At 54.8% G+C, this 18,465-nt stretch carries 11 protein-coding genes, 4 tRNA genes and 2 rRNA genes; all 17 read left to right on the top strand.

The window, feature by feature from the left end; genetic code table 11:
• Window positions 1-236: 236 nt before the first annotated feature.
• The 17 genes from P3S72_RS27395 to rpoC all read left to right on the top strand — a co-directional run bounded on the left by P3S72_RS27395 (window position 237) and on the right by rpoC (window position 18,287).
• A 23S ribosomal RNA gene (locus tag P3S72_RS27395) occupies window positions 237-3,128 on the top strand.
• A gap of 157 nt (window positions 3,129-3,285) precedes the next feature.
• Window positions 3,286-3,401 (top strand): 5S ribosomal RNA (rrf, locus tag P3S72_RS27390).
• A 168-nt stretch (window positions 3,402-3,569) separates the two neighbouring features.
• Window positions 3,570-4,529, top strand: a complete 960-nt coding sequence (birA, locus tag P3S72_RS27385; RefSeq protein WP_276195112.1) for a bifunctional biotin--[acetyl-CoA-carboxylase] ligase/biotin operon repressor BirA — start codon at window positions 3,570-3,572, stop codon at window positions 4,527-4,529.
• Window positions 4,519-5,268: a pantothenate kinase gene (locus P3S72_RS27380; protein WP_276195111.1), complete on the top strand. Its 750-nt coding sequence runs from the start codon at window positions 4,519-4,521 to the stop codon at window positions 5,266-5,268. Before birA ends, P3S72_RS27380 begins: the two co-directional genes overlap by 11 nt.
• 7 nt (window positions 5,269-5,275) lie before the next feature.
• Entirely contained in the window at window positions 5,276-5,722 is a 447-nt protein-coding gene (locus tag P3S72_RS27375; protein WP_247396014.1) for a hypothetical protein, read from the top strand.
• Window positions 5,723-5,864: 142 nt separating this feature from the next.
• Window positions 5,865-5,949, top strand: a tRNA-Tyr gene (locus P3S72_RS27370).
• Window positions 5,950-5,973: 24 nt separating this feature from the next.
• Window positions 5,974-6,047: transfer RNA gene (locus P3S72_RS27365), tRNA-Gly, on the top strand.
• A 26-nt stretch (window positions 6,048-6,073) separates the two neighbouring features.
• A tRNA-Thr gene (locus P3S72_RS27360) sits at window positions 6,074-6,149 on the top strand.
• A 161-nt stretch (window positions 6,150-6,310) separates the two neighbouring features.
• Window positions 6,311-6,386, top strand: a tRNA-Trp gene (locus P3S72_RS27355).
• A gap of 45 nt (window positions 6,387-6,431) precedes the next feature.
• Window positions 6,432-6,800: a preprotein translocase subunit SecE gene (gene secE, locus P3S72_RS27350; RefSeq protein ID WP_003194658.1), complete on the top strand. Its 369-nt coding sequence runs from the start codon at window positions 6,432-6,434 to the stop codon at window positions 6,798-6,800.
• Window positions 6,801-6,809: 9 nt separating this feature from the next.
• Window positions 6,810-7,343, top strand: coding sequence for a transcription termination/antitermination protein NusG (gene nusG, locus P3S72_RS27345; RefSeq protein ID WP_003176436.1), 534 nt, complete (start codon window positions 6,810-6,812; stop codon window positions 7,341-7,343).
• 116 nt (window positions 7,344-7,459) lie between these two features.
• On the top strand, window positions 7,460-7,891 hold the full coding sequence (rplK, locus tag P3S72_RS27340; RefSeq protein ID WP_003210097.1) for a 50S ribosomal protein L11: 432 nt from the start codon (window positions 7,460-7,462) through the stop codon (window positions 7,889-7,891).
• Complete coding sequence (gene rplA / locus P3S72_RS27335) at window positions 7,891-8,586, top strand: 50S ribosomal protein L1 (RefSeq protein ID WP_150642949.1); 696 nt, start codon at window positions 7,891-7,893, stop codon at window positions 8,584-8,586. Before rplK ends, rplA begins: the two co-directional genes overlap by 1 nt.
• Before the next feature lie 199 nt (window positions 8,587-8,785).
• Window positions 8,786-9,286, top strand: coding sequence for a 50S ribosomal protein L10 (gene rplJ / locus P3S72_RS27330; protein ID WP_276195110.1), 501 nt, complete (start codon window positions 8,786-8,788; stop codon window positions 9,284-9,286).
• A gap of 78 nt (window positions 9,287-9,364) precedes the next feature.
• On the top strand, window positions 9,365-9,730 hold the full coding sequence (gene rplL / locus P3S72_RS27325; RefSeq protein ID WP_276195109.1) for a 50S ribosomal protein L7/L12: 366 nt from the start codon (window positions 9,365-9,367) through the stop codon (window positions 9,728-9,730).
• Window positions 9,731-9,949: 219 nt separating this feature from the next.
• The gene (gene rpoB / locus P3S72_RS27320) at window positions 9,950-14,023 is read left to right on the top strand and encodes a DNA-directed RNA polymerase subunit beta (RefSeq protein WP_247396018.1); all 4,074 of its coding nucleotides are present in this window, start codon (window positions 9,950-9,952) and stop codon (window positions 14,021-14,023) included.
• A gap of 64 nt (window positions 14,024-14,087) precedes the next feature.
• Entirely contained in the window at window positions 14,088-18,287 is a 4,200-nt protein-coding gene (gene rpoC, locus P3S72_RS27315; RefSeq protein WP_247396019.1) for a DNA-directed RNA polymerase subunit beta', read from the top strand.
• The last annotated feature ends 178 nt before the right edge of the window (window positions 18,288-18,465 follow it).

Below are 18,465 nucleotides of genomic sequence, written 5' to 3'. Positions count from 1 at the left end.
AGTTTGAGAGCTTAGAAATGAGCATTCCATCGTGATGATGGTGAATGTTGATTTCTAGTCTTTGATTAGATCGTTCTTTAAAAATTTGGGTATGTGATAGAAAGATAGACTGAACGTTACTTTCACTGGTAACGGATCAGGCTAAGGTAAAATTTGTGAGTTGCTCTTAATTGAGTATTATCGAATTTTCGGCGAATGTCGTCTTCACAGTATAACCAGATTGCTTGGGGTTATATGGTCAAGTGAAGAAGCGCATACGGTGGATGCCTTGGCAGTCAGAGGCGATGAAAGACGTGGTAGCCTGCGAAAAGCTTCGGGGAGTCGGCAAACAGACTTTGATCCGGAGATGTCTGAATGGGGGAACCCAGCCATCATAAGATGGTTACCTTACACTGAATACATAGGTGTAAGGGGCGAACCAGGGGAACTGAAACATCTAAGTACCCTGAGGAAAAGAAATCAACCGAGATTCCCTTAGTAGTGGCGAGCGAACGGGGACTAGCCCTTAAGTGGCTTTGAGATTAGCGGAACGCTCTGGAAAGTGCGGCCATAGTGGGTGATAGCCCTGTACGCGAAAATCTCTTAGTCATGAAATCGAGTAGGACGGAGCACGAGAAACTTTGTCTGAATATGGGGGGACCATCCTCCAAGGCTAAATACTACTGACTGACCGATAGTGAACTAGTACCGTGAGGGAAAGGCGAAAAGAACCCCGGAGAGGGGAGTGAAATAGATCCTGAAACCGTATGCGTACAAGCAGTGGGAGCCTACTTTGTTAGGTGACTGCGTACCTTTTGTATAATGGGTCAGCGACTTATTTTCAGTGGCGAGCTTAACCGAATAGGGGAGGCGTAGCGAAAGCGAGTCTTAATAGGGCGTCTAGTCGCTGGGAATAGACCCGAAACCGGGCGATCTATCCATGGGCAGGTTGAAGGTTGGGTAACACTAACTGGAGGACCGAACCGACTACCGTTGAAAAGTTAGCGGATGACCTGTGGATCGGAGTGAAAGGCTAATCAAGCTCGGAGATAGCTGGTTCTCCTCGAAAGCTATTTAGGTAGCGCCTCATGTATCACTGTAGGGGGTAGAGCACTGTTTCGGCTAGGGGGTCATCCCGACTTACCAAACCGATGCAAACTCCGAATACCTACAAGTGCCGAGCATGGGAGACACACGGCGGGTGCTAACGTCCGTCGTGAAAAGGGAAACAACCCAGACCGTCAGCTAAGGTCCCAAAGTTATGGTTAAGTGGGAAACGATGTGGGAAGGCTTAGACAGCTAGGAGGTTGGCTTAGAAGCAGCCACCCTTTAAAGAAAGCGTAATAGCTCACTAGTCGAGTCGGCCTGCGCGGAAGATGTAACGGGGCTCAAACCATACACCGAAGCTACGGGTATCACTTAGGTGATGCGGTAGAGGAGCGTTCTGTAAGCCTGTGAAGGTGAGTTGAGAAGCTTGCTGGAGGTATCAGAAGTGCGAATGCTGACATGAGTAACGATAATGGGTGTGAAAAACACCCACGCCGAAAGACCAAGGTTTCCTGCGCAACGTTAATCGACGCAGGGTTAGTCGGTCCCTAAGGCGAGGCTGAAAAGCGTAGTCGATGGAAAACAGGTTAATATTCCTGTACTTCTGGTTATTGCGATGGAGGGACGGAGAAGGCTAGGCCAGCTTGGCGTTGGTTGTCCAAGTTTAAGGTGGTAGGCTGGAATCTTAGGTAAATCCGGGATTCTAAGGCCGAGAGCTGATGACGAGTTAACTTTTAGTTAACGAAGTGGTTGATGCCATGCTTCCAAGAAAAGCTTCTAAGCTTCAGGTAACCAGGAACCGTACCCCAAACCGACACAGGTGGTTGGGTAGAGAATACCAAGGCGCTTGAGAGAACTCGGGTGAAGGAACTAGGCAAAATGGCACCGTAACTTCGGGAGAAGGTGCGCCGGTGAGGGTGAAGGACTTGCTCCGTAAGCTCATGCCGGTCGAAGATACCAGGCCGCTGCGACTGTTTATTAAAAACACAGCACTCTGCAAACACGAAAGTGGACGTATAGGGTGTGACGCCTGCCCGGTGCCGGAAGGTTAATTGATGGGGTTAGCTAACGCGAAGCTCTTGATCGAAGCCCCGGTAAACGGCGGCCGTAACTATAACGGTCCTAAGGTAGCGAAATTCCTTGTCGGGTAAGTTCCGACCTGCACGAATGGCGTAACGATGGCGGCGCTGTCTCCACCCGAGACTCAGTGAAATTGAAATCGCTGTGAAGATGCAGTGTATCCGCGGCTAGACGGAAAGACCCCGTGAACCTTTACTATAGCTTTGCACTGGACTTTGAATTTGCTTGTGTAGGATAGGTGGGAGGCTTTGAAGCGTGGACGCTAGTTCGCGTGGAGCCAACCTTGAAATACCACCCTGGCAACTTTGAGGTTCTAACTCAGGTCCGTTATCCGGATCGAGGACAGTGTATGGTGGGTAGTTTGACTGGGGCGGTCTCCTCCTAAAGAGTAACGGAGGAGTACGAAGGTGCGCTCAGACCGGTCGGAAATCGGTCGTAGAGTATAAAGGCAAAAGCGCGCTTGACTGCGAGACAGACACGTCGAGCAGGTACGAAAGTAGGTCTTAGTGATCCGGTGGTTCTGTATGGAAGGGCCATCGCTCAACGGATAAAAGGTACTCCGGGGATAACAGGCTGATACCGCCCAAGAGTTCATATCGACGGCGGTGTTTGGCACCTCGATGTCGGCTCATCACATCCTGGGGCTGAAGCCGGTCCCAAGGGTATGGCTGTTCGCCATTTAAAGTGGTACGCGAGCTGGGTTTAGAACGTCGTGAGACAGTTCGGTCCCTATCTGCCGTGGACGTTTGAGATTTGAGAGGGGCTGCTCCTAGTACGAGAGGACCGGAGTGGACGAACCTCTGGTGTTCCGGTTGTCACGCCAGTGGCATTGCCGGGTAGCTATGTTCGGAATAGATAACCGCTGAAAGCATCTAAGCGGGAAACTAGCCTCAAGATGAGATCTCACTGGGACCTTGAGTCCCCTGAAGGGCCGTCGAAGACTACGACGTTGATAGGTTGGGTGTGTAAGCGCTGTGAGGCGTTGAGCTAACCAATACTAATTGCCCGTGAGGCTTGACCATATAACACCCAAGCAATTTGACTACTCGAAAGAGCATCAGATTGCGGTGTGTGAAGACGAAACGAACCGAAAGTTCGAATCTCACAAAACACCGAAAGCTATCACATACCCAATTTGCTGAAGCGAGGCCAGCTGGCCACGACTCAGTACCCGAATTTCTTGACGACCATAGAGCATTGGAACCACCTGATCCCATCCCGAACTCAGCAGTGAAACGATGCATCGCCGATGGTAGTGTGGGGTTTCCCCATGTGAGAGTAGGTCATCGTCAAGATTAAATTCCAGAACCCCTGTTTGCTTACGCAGACAGGGGTTTTGTTTTGCGCGCTCGGAAAGTGCGAAGAGGCTCATCGCGATAGTCTTCAGTGCTAAGGTCCGGCCTTTCTATGCAATGACCCTGCGCATGGCTATCATGCGTGCCTCATTGTGAGGCGATACTTGCATGCTGACGTTGTTAAAACTTCTGAAAGATGGCCGATTCCACTCCGGGGAAGCACTTGGCGCCGCCCTGGGCGTCAGTCGCAGTGCTGTATGGAAGCAGCTTCAGCATCTTGAGGCTGAGTTAAACTTGCCCATCCACAAAGTGCGTGGCAGGGGGTATCAGTTGGCATCGCCGCTGGTGTTCTTGAATGCTGAAGATATTGCGCTGAAGGCGCCTTCATTGGCATGGCCCGTCCACATCTCTGATTCTATTGACTCCACCAATGCTGAGGCCTTGCGCCTTGTCGATGCGGGGTGCGCGGCGCCATTTCTAGTGCTCGCGGAGCAACAAACCGCAGGAAGAGGCCGGCGCGGGCGCAAGTGGGTCAGTCCGTTCGCCCAGAATGTGTATTACAGCCTCGTGCTGCGCATCGAGGGCGGCCTGCGGCAGCTAGAGGGGCTGAGCCTGGTTGTGGGGCTTGCGGTTATGCAGGCCCTGCGTGAGTCGGGGGTGCAAGGGGCTGCCTTGAAATGGCCAAACGACGTCCTGGTGGGGCAGAAAAAAATTTCCGGAATCCTGTTGGAGTTGGTGGGCGATCCTGCTGATATCTGTCACGTTGTTCTCGGGATCGGCATTAACGTGAATATGCAGAAAGCCACTGCAGTTGATCAGCAGTGGACGTCGGTGCAGCTGGAAACGGGCCTTCCTGTGGATCGTAATCTACTTGTGGCGCAGCTGGGTCTGCAGTTGCAAAACTACCTGCAGCGACATACAGCCTCTGGCTTTGCGGCGCTTCAGGAAGAGTGGGAGCAGAATCACCTATGGCAGGACAGGGCGGTGTCCCTCATTGCTGGAGTCAATCGTATTGACGGGGTGGTCCTGGGTGTCGACCGCCAGGGTGCGTTGCGTTTGAGCGTGGATGGTGTTGAAAAAATATTTAGCGGTGGTGAGTTAAGCCTGAGGTTGCGTGATGATTCTTGAGCTCGACTGTGGGAATAGCTTTATCAAATGGCGCGTACTTGAATCGGATCAGGCGAAAGCATCCGCCGAAGGTGTTGTAGGTTCGGATTTCGCATTGATTGAAAGCCTGGCAGCGCTACCTGGGCTGTCGTTGACGCGTTGCCGCTTGGTGAGCGTTCGGGCTTTGGAAGAAACCAATAAGCTCGTCGAGGTGCTGCAAGGCGCTTTCGGTGTTGTCGTATCCTGTGCTGTATCCTCGCGTGAGATGGCCGGAGTGCGCAATGGCTACGAAGACTTCGAGCGTCTTGGTCTTGATCGCTGGTTGGCGATGCTGGGAGGCTTCAAGCTGGCGCCGGGCGCGTGCCTGGTGCTGGATTTTGGTACTGCGGCCACGGCAGATTTCATCGCGGGGAATGGCGAGCACCTGGGAGGCTTCATTTGCCCCGGCATGCCGTTGATGCGCAACCAGTTGCGAACGCACACCCGCAAGATACGCTACGACGACGCGGCTGCTGAGCGTGCCCTGGAGCGGCTTTCCCCTGGGCGCACGACCGCAGAGGCTGTCGAGCGAGGCTGTACGCTGATGCTCAGGGGGTTCGTGTTGACCCAGCTTGAGTTGGCCCGAAGCTACTGGGGTGATGATTTCACCGTATTCCTCACGGGTGGGGATGCTGATCTGGTCACGGATGCCGTACCGCAGGCGCGGTTGGTTCCGGACCTGGTTTTCGTTGGTCTGGCAATGGCGTGTCCTTTGTCCTGAGGTGTTTATGCGTTGGCTGTTTTTACTTTTACTCGTTCTTAATGCCTTCTATTACGTTTGGCATCAGCAAGAGGCTCCGTTGCGCGCCAAGGATGTCACGCCCCTGAGTCTTTATCGTGGCCCTCAGCAGGATATTCGGCTGCTGAGTGAATCCTCGGATTCGGTGTCTCGGCGCGACCGAGCAAAAGCGCCTGACGCGCAGAATACCTGCTTATACATCGGCGGCTTTGCCGACCAGCGTCAGGCACAGTCTGTTGAGCAGCGTCTTACAAGCCTGGATATAAAGGTCAAGGTTCAACTGTTGAGCACGCCTGAGGCATCCGGTTACTGGCTTCGTGTGGCCCCTGAAAGCCGACGCCTGGCTGAGGATCTGCCGTTTGAAAACCTTGCTAAAGAATTCAATGAGTTAAAACATAAAATAATGCTGTGCGAAGGCATTGCAACTCTCGAATAGTTTGCATAGAATGGCGCCCGCTTCGCAGTGAAGACCTTTAAGGTCTACAGCGTGAAGCGAACGTCAACGCAGCTAACCTCATATTTTTAATGAGAAAATGCTTGACAGAAGGTCGGCGTGATGTAGAATGCCGGCTCGCTTAGGAGGGGTTCCCGAGCGGCCAAAGGGATCAGACTGTAAATCTGACGTCTACGACTTCGAAGGTTCGAATCCTTCCCCCTCCACCATTTTTAGCGTGAGCTGCAAGCTCCGCGGGTATAGTTTAGTGGTAGAACCTCAGCCTTCCAAGCTGATGATGCGGGTTCGATTCCCGCTACCCGCTCCAAGTTTGCAGGTTGTGCGGCGTGTTTTGCTCTTGTAGCTCAGTTGGTAGAGCACACCCTTGGTAAGGGTGAGGTCAGCGGTTCAAATCCGCTCAAGAGCTCCATATAACAAGGCAGATATGAAAATATCTGCCTTTGTTTTAACGGCTATCTCGGCTTGATTCTGTTGTAGCTGGCGTTTATGTCAGGTGGTATCAAGTCTCTTGGGGTTTGCTGTTGTAAAGTCTTTTTCAGGCCTGCATAATGGTCGGCCTGATTTTGTTTTAGGTCAGTAGCTCAATTGGCAGAGCGACGGTCTCCAAAACCGTAGGTTGGGGGTTCGATTCCCTCCTGACCTGCCAGATTCACGTGGTGTATCTGGCTTTCTTTTCACAGGATCTTCATAGATGACTCCTAAGGCTGAAGCTCAAAGCTCTCGTTTCGATCTGGTCAAGTGGCTTGCAGTAGTCGCATTGGTGGTCGTAGGCGTTGTTGGCAATCAGTACTATTCTGCTTCGCCGATCCTGTACCGTGTACTCGCTTTGCTCGCCCTCGCTGCTGTAGCTGCCTTTGTAGGCCTGCAGACTGCCAAAGGCAAGTCTTTCGCGGTCTTGGTAAAGGAAGCTCGCACCGAAATTCGTAAAGTCGTTTGGCCGACTCGCCAAGAAACCACGCAGACCACGTTGATTGTTGTGGCTGTTGTTCTGGTTATGGCGTTGCTGTTGTGGGGGCTTGATTCCCTGCTCGGCTGGCTTGTTTCCTTGATTGTTGGCTAAGGGTGTCCCGTGGCTAAGCGTTGGTACGTTGTGCATGCTTACTCGGGTTACGAGAAGCATGTTATGCGCTCTTTGCTAGAGCGCGTAAAGCTGGCAGGCATGGAAGATGGCTTCGGCGAAATTCTGGTTCCCACTGAAGAAGTGGTTGAAATGCGGAATGGTCAGAAGCGCAAGAGTGAACGCAAGTTCTTCCCGGGCTACGTGCTGGTTCAGATGGACATGAATGAAGGTACTTGGCACTTAGTCAAGGATACGCCTCGTGTCATGGGTTTCATTGGTGGTACTGCCGATAAGCCTGCTCCGATCACCGACAAAGAAGCAGAAGCGATTCTGCGTCGTGTTGCTGATGGTAGCGACAAGCCCAAGCCGAAGACGTTGTTCGAGCCGGGTGAGGTTGTTCGTGTTACCGATGGTCCGTTTGCTGATTTCAACGGCACCGTCGAAGAAGTTAACTACGAAAAGAGCCGGATCCAAGTGGCGGTGCTCATTTTCGGACGCTCTACTCCGGTAGAGTTGGAGTTCAGTCAGGTCGAGAAGGTCTAGCTGAGCAAGCATCCCAACCCCGCAGCCTAGGCTGTGGGGTTTTGTCGTCACTGGGATAAACGCGCAAGTAACCGGGGAGCCTTTTGAGGCGTTCGAACCCGTAATTGGAGTGCCTCATGGCCAAGAAGATTACCGCTTACATCAAGCTGCAAGTGAAGGCCGCTCAGGCCAACCCTAGCCCACCCGTCGGTCCAGCTCTGGGTCAGCACGGCGTGAACATCATGGAATTCTGCAAGGCCTTCAACGCCCGTACACAGGGTATTGAGCCAGGTCTGCCGACTCCAGTGATCATCACTGTATACAGCGACCGTAGCTTCACCTTCGAAACCAAGTCGACCCCGGCTTCGGTTCTGTTGAAGAAAGCTGCTGGCCTGACTAGCGGTTCCGCTCGTCCTAACACCGTTAAGGTTGGCACCGTGACTCGTGCTCAGCTGGAAGAAATCGCGAAAACCAAAAACGCGGATCTGACTGCAGCTGATATGGATGCAGCCGTGCGTACCATCGCCGGTTCTGCTCGTAGCATGGGCCTTAACGTGGAGGGTGTGTAATGGCTAAGCTGACCAAACGCCAAAAGGCTATCGCCGGCAAAATCGAAGCAGGCAAGGCCTACAACTTTGTAGACGCTGCTGCACTGCTGACCGAGCTGTCGACTGTCAAGTTCAGCGAGTCTGTTGACATTGCTGTAAACCTGGGTGTTGACCCACGTAAATCCGACCAGGTCGTTCGTAGCGCTACTGTGCTGCCACACGGTACTGGCAAGACTGTACGTGTTGCTGTCTTCACCCAAGGTCCAGCAGCTGAAGCTGCTCTGGCCGCTGGCGCCGATCGCGTTGGCATGGACGACCTGGCTGCCGAAATGAAAGGCGGCGACCTGAACTATGACGTCGTTATTGCTTCCCCGGATGCAATGCGCGTTGTAGGTCAGTTGGGTCAGATCCTTGGTCCACGTGGTCTGATGCCTAACCCGAAAGTCGGCACCGTAACCCCAGACGTAGCTACCGCGGTTAAAAACGCCAAGGCTGGTCAGGTTCGTTATCGCACTGACAAAAACGGCATCATTCACACTTCCGTTGGCAAAGTCGGCTTCGATGCCGTCAAGCTGAAGGAAAACGTTGAAGCCCTGATCGCTGATCTGAAGCGTATCAAGCCAGCTTCTTCGAAAGGCATCTACGTCAAGCGCGTTACCCTGAGCACCACTATGGGCCCAGGTCTGGTCATCGACCAAGGTTCGCTGGACGTATAAGACACACGTTGGCGTGAGCGATCGCGTCAATTGAAAAAATTGGGGTCCCTGCCTGGCGGGGGCTATCCAAGACCGTAGGCGGCGCAAGTCTTAAACCTCAAGCCTACGCAGATGGTGCTCCCGGTTCCTTACCGAATCAGACACCAAAACGACATCCGGCTTCGGCCAGATGAAACGGTAACAAGCAGGAGTTTAACCCGTGGCAATTAATCTCGAAGACAAGAAGGCCATCGTCGCTGAAGTCAACGAGGCTGCCAAAGCTGCTCTGTCCGCTGTCGTGGCTGATGCCCGTGGTGTGACAGTAAGCGCTATGACCGGACTCCGTAAAGAGGCTCGTGAAGCTGGCGTATACGTACGTGTTGTACGTAACACCCTGCTCAAGCGCGCTGTTGCTGACACTGAATACAGTGTCCTCAACGACGTGTTCACCGGCCCGACTCTGATCGCGTTTTCCACAGATCATCCAGGCGCTGCTGCCCGTTTGTTCAAGGAATTTGCCAAGAGTCAGGATAAGTTCGAGATCAAGGCAGCTGCGTTCGAGGGCAAGTTCCTCGCAGCTAACCAAATCGACGTACTGGCAACACTGCCGACCCGTAACGAAGCTATTTCTCAGCTGATGAGCGTGATTCAAGGCGCTACCAGCAAGCTGGCTCGTACTCTGGCTGCAGTTCGCGAGCAAAAAGAAGCTGCCGCAGCCTAAGGCTGAGCATTTTCTCTCGCGTATTTTTGTTTATTTCGATGGCCGCGTAGGCCGTCCCCCAATTCAGGAAATACAGTAATGTCTATCTCCCAAGAAGATATCCTCAACGCCGTAGCTGAGATGTCGGTTCTGCAGGTTGTTGAGCTGATCAAAGCTTTCGAAGAAAAATTCGGCGTTTCCGCTGCCGCTGCTTCCGCCGGTCCAGCTGCTGCTGCTGCCGTTGTTGAAGAGCAAACCGAATTCAACGTCATGCTGCTGGAAGCTGGCGAGAAGAAAGTAAACGTGATCAAGGCCGTTCGTGAACTGACCGGTCTGGGCCTGAAAGAAGCCAAGGCTGTAGTTGACGGCGCTCCTGGCGTTGTTCTGGAAGCTGTGTCGAAAGACGCCGCTGACAAAGCCAAAGCTACTCTGGAAGAAGCAGGCGCTAAAGTCGAGCTGAAGTAAGCATCGACCTTGCGTCTCCAGCCCAAGCGTTAAGCTGAAGGCTGATGGCTGGTGGCTCATGCCACCGGCCTTTTTCCGTTCTTGGCTGTCGACTCGGTCGCCGCCATTAACGCGCTGTAGCCACCCGATGCGGTGGTGCAAACCAAGGGGTTTGCAAGATTTTCTGGCTGCTCCCGTCGGGAGGGCCAAACAAGCAGGTGACCAAGCTGGGGAACGCTGATGGCTTACTCATATACTGAGAAAAAACGTATCCGCAAGGACTTTAGCAAGTTGCCGGACGTCATGGATGTCCCGTACCTTCTGGCTATCCAGCTGGATTCGTATCGTGAATTCTTGCAGGCGGGAGCGACCAAAGATCAGTTCCGCGACGTGGGCCTGCATGCGGCCTTCAAATCCGTTTTCCCGATCATCAGCTACTCCGGCAATGCTGCGCTGGAGTACGTCGGTTATCGCCTGGGCGAACCGGCATTTGATGTCAAAGAATGCGTGTTGCGCGGTGTTACGTACGCCGTACCTTTGCGGGTAAAAGTCCGTCTGATCATTTTCGACAAAGAATCGTCGAACAAAGCGATCAAGGACATCAAAGAGCAAGAAGTCTACATGGGCGAAATCCCACTGATGACTGAAAACGGTACCTTCGTTATCAACGGTACCGAGCGTGTTATCGTTTCCCAGCTGCACCGTTCCCCGGGCGTGTTCTTCGACCACGACCGCGGCAAGACGCACAGCTCCGGCAAGCTCCTGTACTCCGCGCGGATCATTCCGTACCGCGGTTCGTGGTTGGACTTCGAGTTCGACCCGAAAGACTGCGTGTTCGTGCGTATCGACCGTCGTCGCAAGCTGCCGGCCTCCGTGCTGCTGCGCGCGCTCGGCTATACCACTGAGCAAGTGCTGGACGCTTTCTACACCACCAACGTCTTCAGCCTGAAGGATGAAACCCTCAGCCTGGAACTGATTGCTTCGCGTCTGCGTGGTGAAATTGCTGTCCTGGATATCCAGGACGAAAATGGCAAGGTCATCGTTGAAGCTGGCCGCCGTATCACTGCGCGCCACATCAACCAGATCGAAAAGGCCGGTCTCAAGTCGCTGGACGTGCCTCTGGACTACGTCCTGGGTCGCACGACCGCCAAGGTCATCGTTCACCCGGCCACAGGCGAAATCCTGGCTGAGTGCAACACCGAGCTGAACACCGAAATCCTGGCAAAAATCGCCAAGGCTCAGGTTGTTCGCATCGAAACCTTGTACACCAACGATATCGACTGCGGTCCGTTCGTCTCCGACACCCTGAAGATCGACTCCACCAGCAACCAATTGGAAGCGCTGGTCGAGATCTATCGCATGATGCGTCCTGGCGAGCCACCTACCAAAGACGCTGCCGAAACCCTGTTCAACAACCTGTTCTTCAGCCCTGAGCGCTATGACCTGTCTGCGGTCGGCCGGATGAAGTTCAACCGTCGTATCGGTCGTACCGAGATCGAAGGTTCAGGCGTGCTGTGCAAGGAAGACATCGTTGCGGTCCTGAAGACTCTGGTCGACATCCGTAACGGCAAAGGCATCGTCGATGACATCGACCACCTGGGTAACCGTCGTGTTCGCTGCGTAGGCGAAATGGCCGAGAACCAGTTCCGCGTTGGCCTGGTACGTGTTGAGCGTGCGGTCAAAGAGCGTCTGTCGATGGCTGAAAGTGAAGGCCTGATGCCGCAAGACTTGATCAACGCCAAGCCAGTGGCTGCAGCGGTGAAAGAGTTCTTCGGTTCCAGCCAGCTCTCGCAGTTCATGGACCAGAACAACCCGCTCTCCGAGATCACCCACAAGCGCCGTGTATCCGCACTGGGCCCGGGCGGTCTGACCCGTGAACGTGCTGGCTTTGAAGTCCGTGACGTACACCCGACGCACTACGGTCGTGTTTGCCCGATCGAAACGCCGGAAGGTCCGAACATCGGTCTGATCAACTCCCTGGCTGCCTATGCGCGCACCAACCAGTACGGCTTCCTTGAGAGCCCGTACCGTGTGGTGAAAGACGCTCTGGTCACCGACGAGATCGTGTTCCTGTCCGCCATCGAAGAAGCTGATCACGTGATCGCCCAGGCTTCGGCCACGATGAACGACAAGAAAATGCTGATCGACGAGCTGGTAGCTGTTCGTCACTTGAACGAATTCACCGTCAAGGCGCCGGAAGACGTCACCTTGATGGACGTTTCGCCGAAGCAGGTAGTTTCGGTTGCAGCGTCGCTGATCCCGTTCCTGGAACACGATGACGCCAACCGTGCGTTGATGGGTTCCAACATGCAGCGTCAAGCTGTACCGACCCTGCGCGCTGATAAGCCGCTGGTAGGTACCGGCATGGAGCGTAACGTAGCCCGTGACTCCGGCGTTTGCGTCGTGGCCCGTCGTGGCGGCGTGATCGACTCCGTTGATGCCAGCCGTATCGTGGTTCGTGTTGCCGATGACGAAGTTGAAACTGGTGAAGCCGGTGTCGACATCTACAACCTGACCAAATACACCCGCTCGAACCAGAACACCTGCATTAACCAGCGTCCGCTGGTGCGTAAGGGTGATCGTGTTCAGCGTAGCGACATTATGGCCGACGGCCCTTCCACCGATATGGGTGAGCTGGCTCTGGGCCAGAACATGCGCATCGCGTTCATGGCCTGGAACGGTTACAACTTCGAAGACTCCATCTGCTTGTCCGAGCGTGTTGTTCAAGAAGACCGTTTCACCACGATCCACATCCAGGAACTGACCTGCGTGGCGCGTGACACCAAGCTTGGGCCTGAGGAAATCACTGCAGACATCCCGAACGTGGGTGAAGCTGCACTGAACAAGCTGGACGAAGCCGGTATCGTTTACGTAGGTGCTGAAGTTGGCGCAGGCGACATCCTGGTTGGTAAGGTCACTCCGAAAGGCGAGACCCAACTGACTCCGGAAGAGAAGCTGCTGCGTGCCATCTTCGGTGAAAAAGCCAGCGACGTTAAAGACACCTCCCTGCGTGTACCTACCGGTACCAAGGGTACTGTCATCGACGTACAGGTCTTCACCCGCGACGGCGTTGAGCGCGATGCTCGTGCTCTGTCCATCGAGAAGATCCAGCTCGACGAGATCCGCAAGGACCTGAACGAAGAGTTCCGTATCGTTGAAGGCGCGACCTTCGAACGTCTGCGTTCCGCCCTGGTAGGCCGCAAGGCTGAAGGCGGCGCGGGCCTGAAGAAAGGTCAGGACATCACCGACGAAGTACTCGACGGTCTTGAGCACGGCCAGTGGTTCAAACTGCGCATGGCTGAAGACGCTCTGAACGAGCAGCTCGAGAAGGCCCAGGCCTACATCGTTGATCGTCGCCGTCTGCTGGACGACAAGTTCGAAGACAAGAAGCGCAAACTGCAGCAGGGCGATGACCTTGCTCCAGGCGTGCTGAAAATCGTCAAGGTTTACCTGGCAATCCGTCGCCGCATCCAACCGGGCGACAAGATGGCCGGTCGTCACGGTAACAAGGGTGTGGTCTCCGTGATCATGCCGGTTGAAGACATGCCGCACGATGCCAATGGCACCCCGGTCGACGTCGTCCTCAACCCGTTGGGCGTACCTTCGCGTATGAACGTTGGTCAGATCCTTGAAACCCACCTGGGCCTCGCGGCCAAAGGTCTGGGCGAGAAGATCAACCGTATGATCGAAGAGCAGCGCAAGGTTGCTGACCTGCGCAAGTTCCTGCACGAGATCTACAACGAGATCGGCGGCCGCAAAGAAGAGCTGGATACCTTCACCGACCAGGAAATCCTGGATCTGGCGAAGAACCTGCGCGGCGGGGTTCCAATGGCTACCCCGGTGTTCGACGGTGCCAAGGAAAGCGAAATCAAGGCCATGCTAAAACTGGCAGACCTGCCAGAAAGCGGCCAGATGCAGCTGTTCGACGGCCGTACCGGCAACAAGTTCGAGCGCCCGGTTACTGTTGGCTACATGTACATGCTGAAGCTGAACCACTTGGTAGACGACAAGATGCACGCTCGTTCTACCGGTTCGTACAGCCTGGTTACCCAGCAGCCGCTGGGTGGTAAGGCTCAGTTCGGTGGTCAGCGTTTCGGGGAGATGGAGGTCTGGGCACTGGAAGCATACGGTGCTGCTTACACTCTGCAAGAAATGCTCACAGTGAAGTCGGACGATGTGAACGGTCGGACCAAGATGTACAAAAACATCGTGGACGGCGATCACCGTATGGAGCCGGGCATGCCCGAGTCCTTCAACGTGTTGATCAAAGAAATTCGTTCCCTCGGCATCGATATCGATCTGGAAACCGAATAACACGTGACGCGAATCGAGAGCGGGGCTATTTAGCCCGCTCTCTGCTCCGCCAGGAGGAAAGGCCTTGAAAGACCTACTGAATTTGCTGAAAAACCAGGGTCAAGTCGAAGAGTTCGACGCCATCCGTATTGGACTGGCATCGCCTGAGATGATCCGTTCGTGGTCGTTCGGTGAAGTTAAAAAGCCGGAAACCATCAACTACCGTACGTTCAAACCTGAGCGTGACGGCCTGTTCTGCGCCAAGATCTTTGGCCCGGTAAAGGATTACGAGTGCCTGTGCGGTAAGTACAAGCGCTTGAAGCACCGTGGTGTGATCTGCGAGAAGTGCGGCGTTGAAGTCGCACTGGCCAAGGTTCGTCGTGAGCGCATGGCGCACATCGAACTGGCTTCGCCGGTTGCCCACATCTGGTTCCTGAAATCGCTGCCGTCCCGTATCGGCTTGCTGATGGACATGACCCTGCGTGATATCGAACGCGTTCTCTACTTCGAGAGCTATGTCGTTATCGATCCAGGCATGACCACCCTTGAAAAAGGTCAGCTGCTGAACGACGAGCAGTACTTCGAAGCGCTGGAAGAGTTTGGCGACGATTTCGATGCCCGCATGGGTGCCGAAGCTGTCCGCGAACTGCTGCACGCTATCGACCTGGAGCACGAGATTGGCCGTCTGCGTGAAGAAATTCCGCAAACCAACTCCGAAACCAAGATCAAGAAGCTGTCCAAACGTCTGAAGTTGATGGAGGCCTTCCAGGGTTCCGGCAACTTGCCAGAGTGGATGGTGCTGACCGTTCTGCCGGTTCTGCCGCCAGACCTGCGTCCGCTGGTACCGTTGGACGGTGGTCGTTTCGCGACGTCCGACCTCAACGACCTGTACCGCCGCGTGATCAACCGTAACAACCGCTTGAAGCGCCTGCTCGATCTGTCCGCTCCGGACATCATCGTGCGCAACGAAAAGCGTATGTTGCAAGAAGCCGTCGATGCCCTGCTCGACAACGGTCGTCGTGGCCGCGCTATCACTGGTTCGAACAAGCGTCCTCTGAAATCCTTGGCTGACATGATCAAGGGTAAGCAAGGTCGTTTCCGTCAGAACTTGCTCGGTAAGCGTGTTGACTACTCCGGTCGTTCGGTAATTACCGTAGGCCCGACCCTGCGTCTGCACCAGTGCGGTCTGCCTAAGAAGATGGCTCTCGAGCTGTTCAAGCCGTTCATCTTCGGCAAGCTGGAAATGCGCGGTCTCGCGACCACCATCAAAGCGGCCAAGAAAATGGTCGAGCGCGAACTGCCAGAGGTTTGGGACGTTCTCGCTGAAGTGATTCGCGAACACCCGGTTCTCCTCAACCGTGCACCGACCCTTCACCGTCTGGGTATCCAGGCGTTTGAACCGGTACTGATCGAAGGTAAGGCTATCCAGCTGCACCCGCTGGTCTGTGCTGCGTACAACGCCGACTTCGACGGCGACCAAATGGCCGTGCACGTACCGCTGACACTGGAAGCCCAGTTGGAAGCGCGTGCGTTGATGATGTCGACCAACAACATCCTGTCGCCAGCCAACGGTGAGCCAATCATCGTTCCTTCGCAGGACGTTGTATTGGGTCTGTACTACATGACCCGTGAAGCGATCAACGCCAAGGGCGAAGGTCGTGTATTCGCTGACCTGCAGGAAGTTGACCGTGTGTTCCGTGCCGGCGAAGCCGCACTGCACGCCAAGGTCAAAGTGCGGATTCACGAAACCGTGAACGACCGTGACGGCGGCAGCGTGAGCAATGTCCGTATCGTCGACACCACTGTCGGCCGTGCGCTGTTGTATCAGGTTGTGCCAAAAGGTCTGTCTTACGACGTCGTCAACCTGCCGATGAAGAAAAAGGCGATCTCCAAGCTGATCAACCAGTGCTACCGCGTGGTTGGTCTGAAAGAGACCGTGATTTTCGCTGACCAGTTGATGTACACCGGTTTTGCTTATTCGACTATTTCCGGCGTTTCCATCGGTGTTAACGACTTCGTTATCCCGGATGAAAAAGCCCGCATCATCAGTGCTGCTACTGATGAAGTGAAAGAGATCGAAAGCCAGTACGCCTCCGGCCTGGTAACCCAGGGCGAGAAGTACAACAAAGTGATCGACCTTTGGTCCAAGGCCAACGACGAAGTGTCGAAGGCGATGATGTCTAACCTCTCGAAAGAGAAGGTTATCGACCGTCATGGCGTGGAAGTCGATCAAGAGTCGTTCAACTCGATGTACATGATGGCTGACTCGGGCGCACGGGGTTCTGCTGCGCAGATCCGTCAGCTCGCCGGTATGCGTGGCCTGATGGCCAAGCCGGACGGCTCCATCATCGAAACGCCAATTACTGCGAACTTCCGTGAAGGTTTGAGCGTACTTCAGTACTTCATCTCCACTCACGGTGCTCGTAAAGGTCTGGCGGATACCGCGTTGAAAACCGCGAACTCCGGTTACCTGACTCGTCGTCTGGTAGACGTGGCACAAGATCTGGTTGTAACCGAGATCGATTGCGGCACCGAACACGGTCTGCTGATGACACCGCACATTGAAGGCGGTGACGTTGTAGAGCCGCTGGGTGAGCGCGTATTGGGTCGTGTTATTGCCCGTGACGTATTCAAACCAGGTACCGAGGAAATTATCGTTCCTGCCGGCACCCTGGTTGACGAGAAGTGGGTCGAGTTCATCGAACTCAACAGCATCGACGAAGTGATCGTTCGCTCGCCGATCAGCTGCGAAACCCGCTTCGGCATTTGCGCCAAGTGCTATGGCCGTGACTTGGCTCGTGGTCACCAGGTGAACATCGGTGAAGCGGTCGGCGTTATCGCTGCCCAGTCCATCGGTGAGCCGGGTACCCAGCTGACCATGCGTACATTCCACATCGGTGGTGCGGCAAGCCGGACCTCCGCAGCCGACAGCGTTCAGGTGAAGAACGGCGGTACCGTCCGCCTGCACAACCTGAAACACGTTGAGCGAGTGGACGGTTGCCTGGTTGCTGTGTCCCGTTCCGGTGAGCTGGCAATCGCTGATGACTACGGTCGTGAGCGTGAGCGTTACAAGCTGCCGTATGGTGCTGTGATTTCGGTTAAAGAAGGTGACAAGGTCGACGCTGGCGCAATCGTGGCTAAGTGGGACCCGCACACTCACCCAATCGTTACCGAAATGAAAGGTACCGTGACCTACGTGGGCATGGAAGAAGGCATCACGATCAAGCGTCAGACTGACGAATTGACCGGTATGACCAACATTGAAGTACTCGACGCGAAAGATCGTCCAGCTGCCGGTAAAGACATCCGTCCTGCCGTGAAGATGGTCGATGACAACGGCAAGGATCTGTTGCTGCCAGGCACTGACGTAATCGCTCAGTACTTCCTGCCAGCCAACGCCCTGGTCGGTGTAGCGGATGGTGCGAAGATCGCGATCGGCGACGTTATCGCGCGTATCCCGCAAGAGACTTCGAAGACCCGTGACATCACCGGTGGTCTGCCGCGTGTTGCCGACTTGTTCGAAGCTCGTCGTCCGAAAGAAGCGTCGATTCTGGCTGAAGTCAGCGGCACCATCGCGTTCGGTAAAGAGACCAAGGGCAAGCGCCGCCTGGTCATTACCCCGAACGACGGTAGCGATCTGTATGAAGAGCTGATTCCGAAGTGGCGTCACCTGAACGTGTTCGAAGGCGAACAGGTAAACCGCGGCGAAGTTATCTCCGACGGTCCTAGCGATCCACACGACATCCTGCGTCTGCTGGGTGTGAGTGCGCTGGCCAAGTACATCGTTAACGAGATCCAGGACGTTTACCGCCTGCAAGGCGTGAAGATCAACGATAAGCACATCGAGACCATCCTGCGTCAGATGCTGCGTAAAGTTGAAATCGCTGAATCCGGCGATTCTACTTTCATCAAGGGCGACCAGATGGAACTGACTCACGTACTGGTAGAGAACGAGCGTCTGGCAGCCGACGAGAAATTTGTTTCCAAATTTACTCGTGTACTGCTGGGTATCACCAAGGCGTCGTTGTCCACTGAATCGTTCATCTCGGCGGCCTCCTTCCAGGAGACCACTCGTGTACTGACCGAAGCAGCGGTAACCGGCAAGCGCGATTACCTGCGCGGCCTGAAAGAAAACGTGGTTGTGGGTCGTCTGATCCCAGCCGGTACCGGTTTGGCTTACCACAGCGAGCGCAAGCGCCGCCGTGAAGCTGACAAGCCGTTGCGCGTAAGCGCCAGTGAAGTGGAAGCTGCACTGACCGAAGCGCTGAACTCAAGCGGTAACTGAGTTCTGCGATAAATAAGTCTGGGCCCTGGCAGCCCCCATTCGTCGGATCGAGGCAGTTTTGCCCCGGTTCGTTGAGAGGGGAGGTCGGGGCCTTGCCTTGACTGGGGACAAGATCCTCTTTAGACTCTTGTACCCCTAAATTTGGCGGGAATTCGTTCCTGCCATTTTGCTTTTCTTG

This window comes from Pseudomonas sp. D3 (genome assembly GCF_029320995.1).
Lineage (GTDB): Bacteria > Pseudomonadota > Gammaproteobacteria > Pseudomonadales > Pseudomonadaceae > Aquipseudomonas > Aquipseudomonas paraveronii.
This window is presented reverse-complemented; position numbering and strand designations above follow the sequence as displayed.

Coding starts and splice junctions, on each gene's coding strand:
- birA (WP_276195112.1), top strand. CDS start 3,570: ATGCTGACGTTGTTAAAACTTCTGAAAGATGGCCGATTCCACTCCGGG.
- P3S72_RS27380 (WP_276195111.1), top strand. CDS start 4,519: ATGATTCTTGAGCTCGACTGTGGGAATAGCTTTATCAAATGGCGCGTA.
- P3S72_RS27375 (WP_247396014.1), top strand. CDS start 5,276: ATGCGTTGGCTGTTTTTACTTTTACTCGTTCTTAATGCCTTCTATTAC.
- secE (WP_003194658.1), top strand. CDS start 6,432: ATGACTCCTAAGGCTGAAGCTCAAAGCTCTCGTTTCGATCTGGTCAAG.
- rplK (WP_003210097.1), top strand. CDS start 7,460: ATGGCCAAGAAGATTACCGCTTACATCAAGCTGCAAGTGAAGGCCGCT.
- rplA (WP_150642949.1), top strand. CDS start 7,891: ATGGCTAAGCTGACCAAACGCCAAAAGGCTATCGCCGGCAAAATCGAA.
- rplL (WP_276195109.1), top strand. CDS start 9,365: ATGTCTATCTCCCAAGAAGATATCCTCAACGCCGTAGCTGAGATGTCG.
- rpoB (WP_247396018.1), top strand. CDS start 9,950: ATGGCTTACTCATATACTGAGAAAAAACGTATCCGCAAGGACTTTAGC.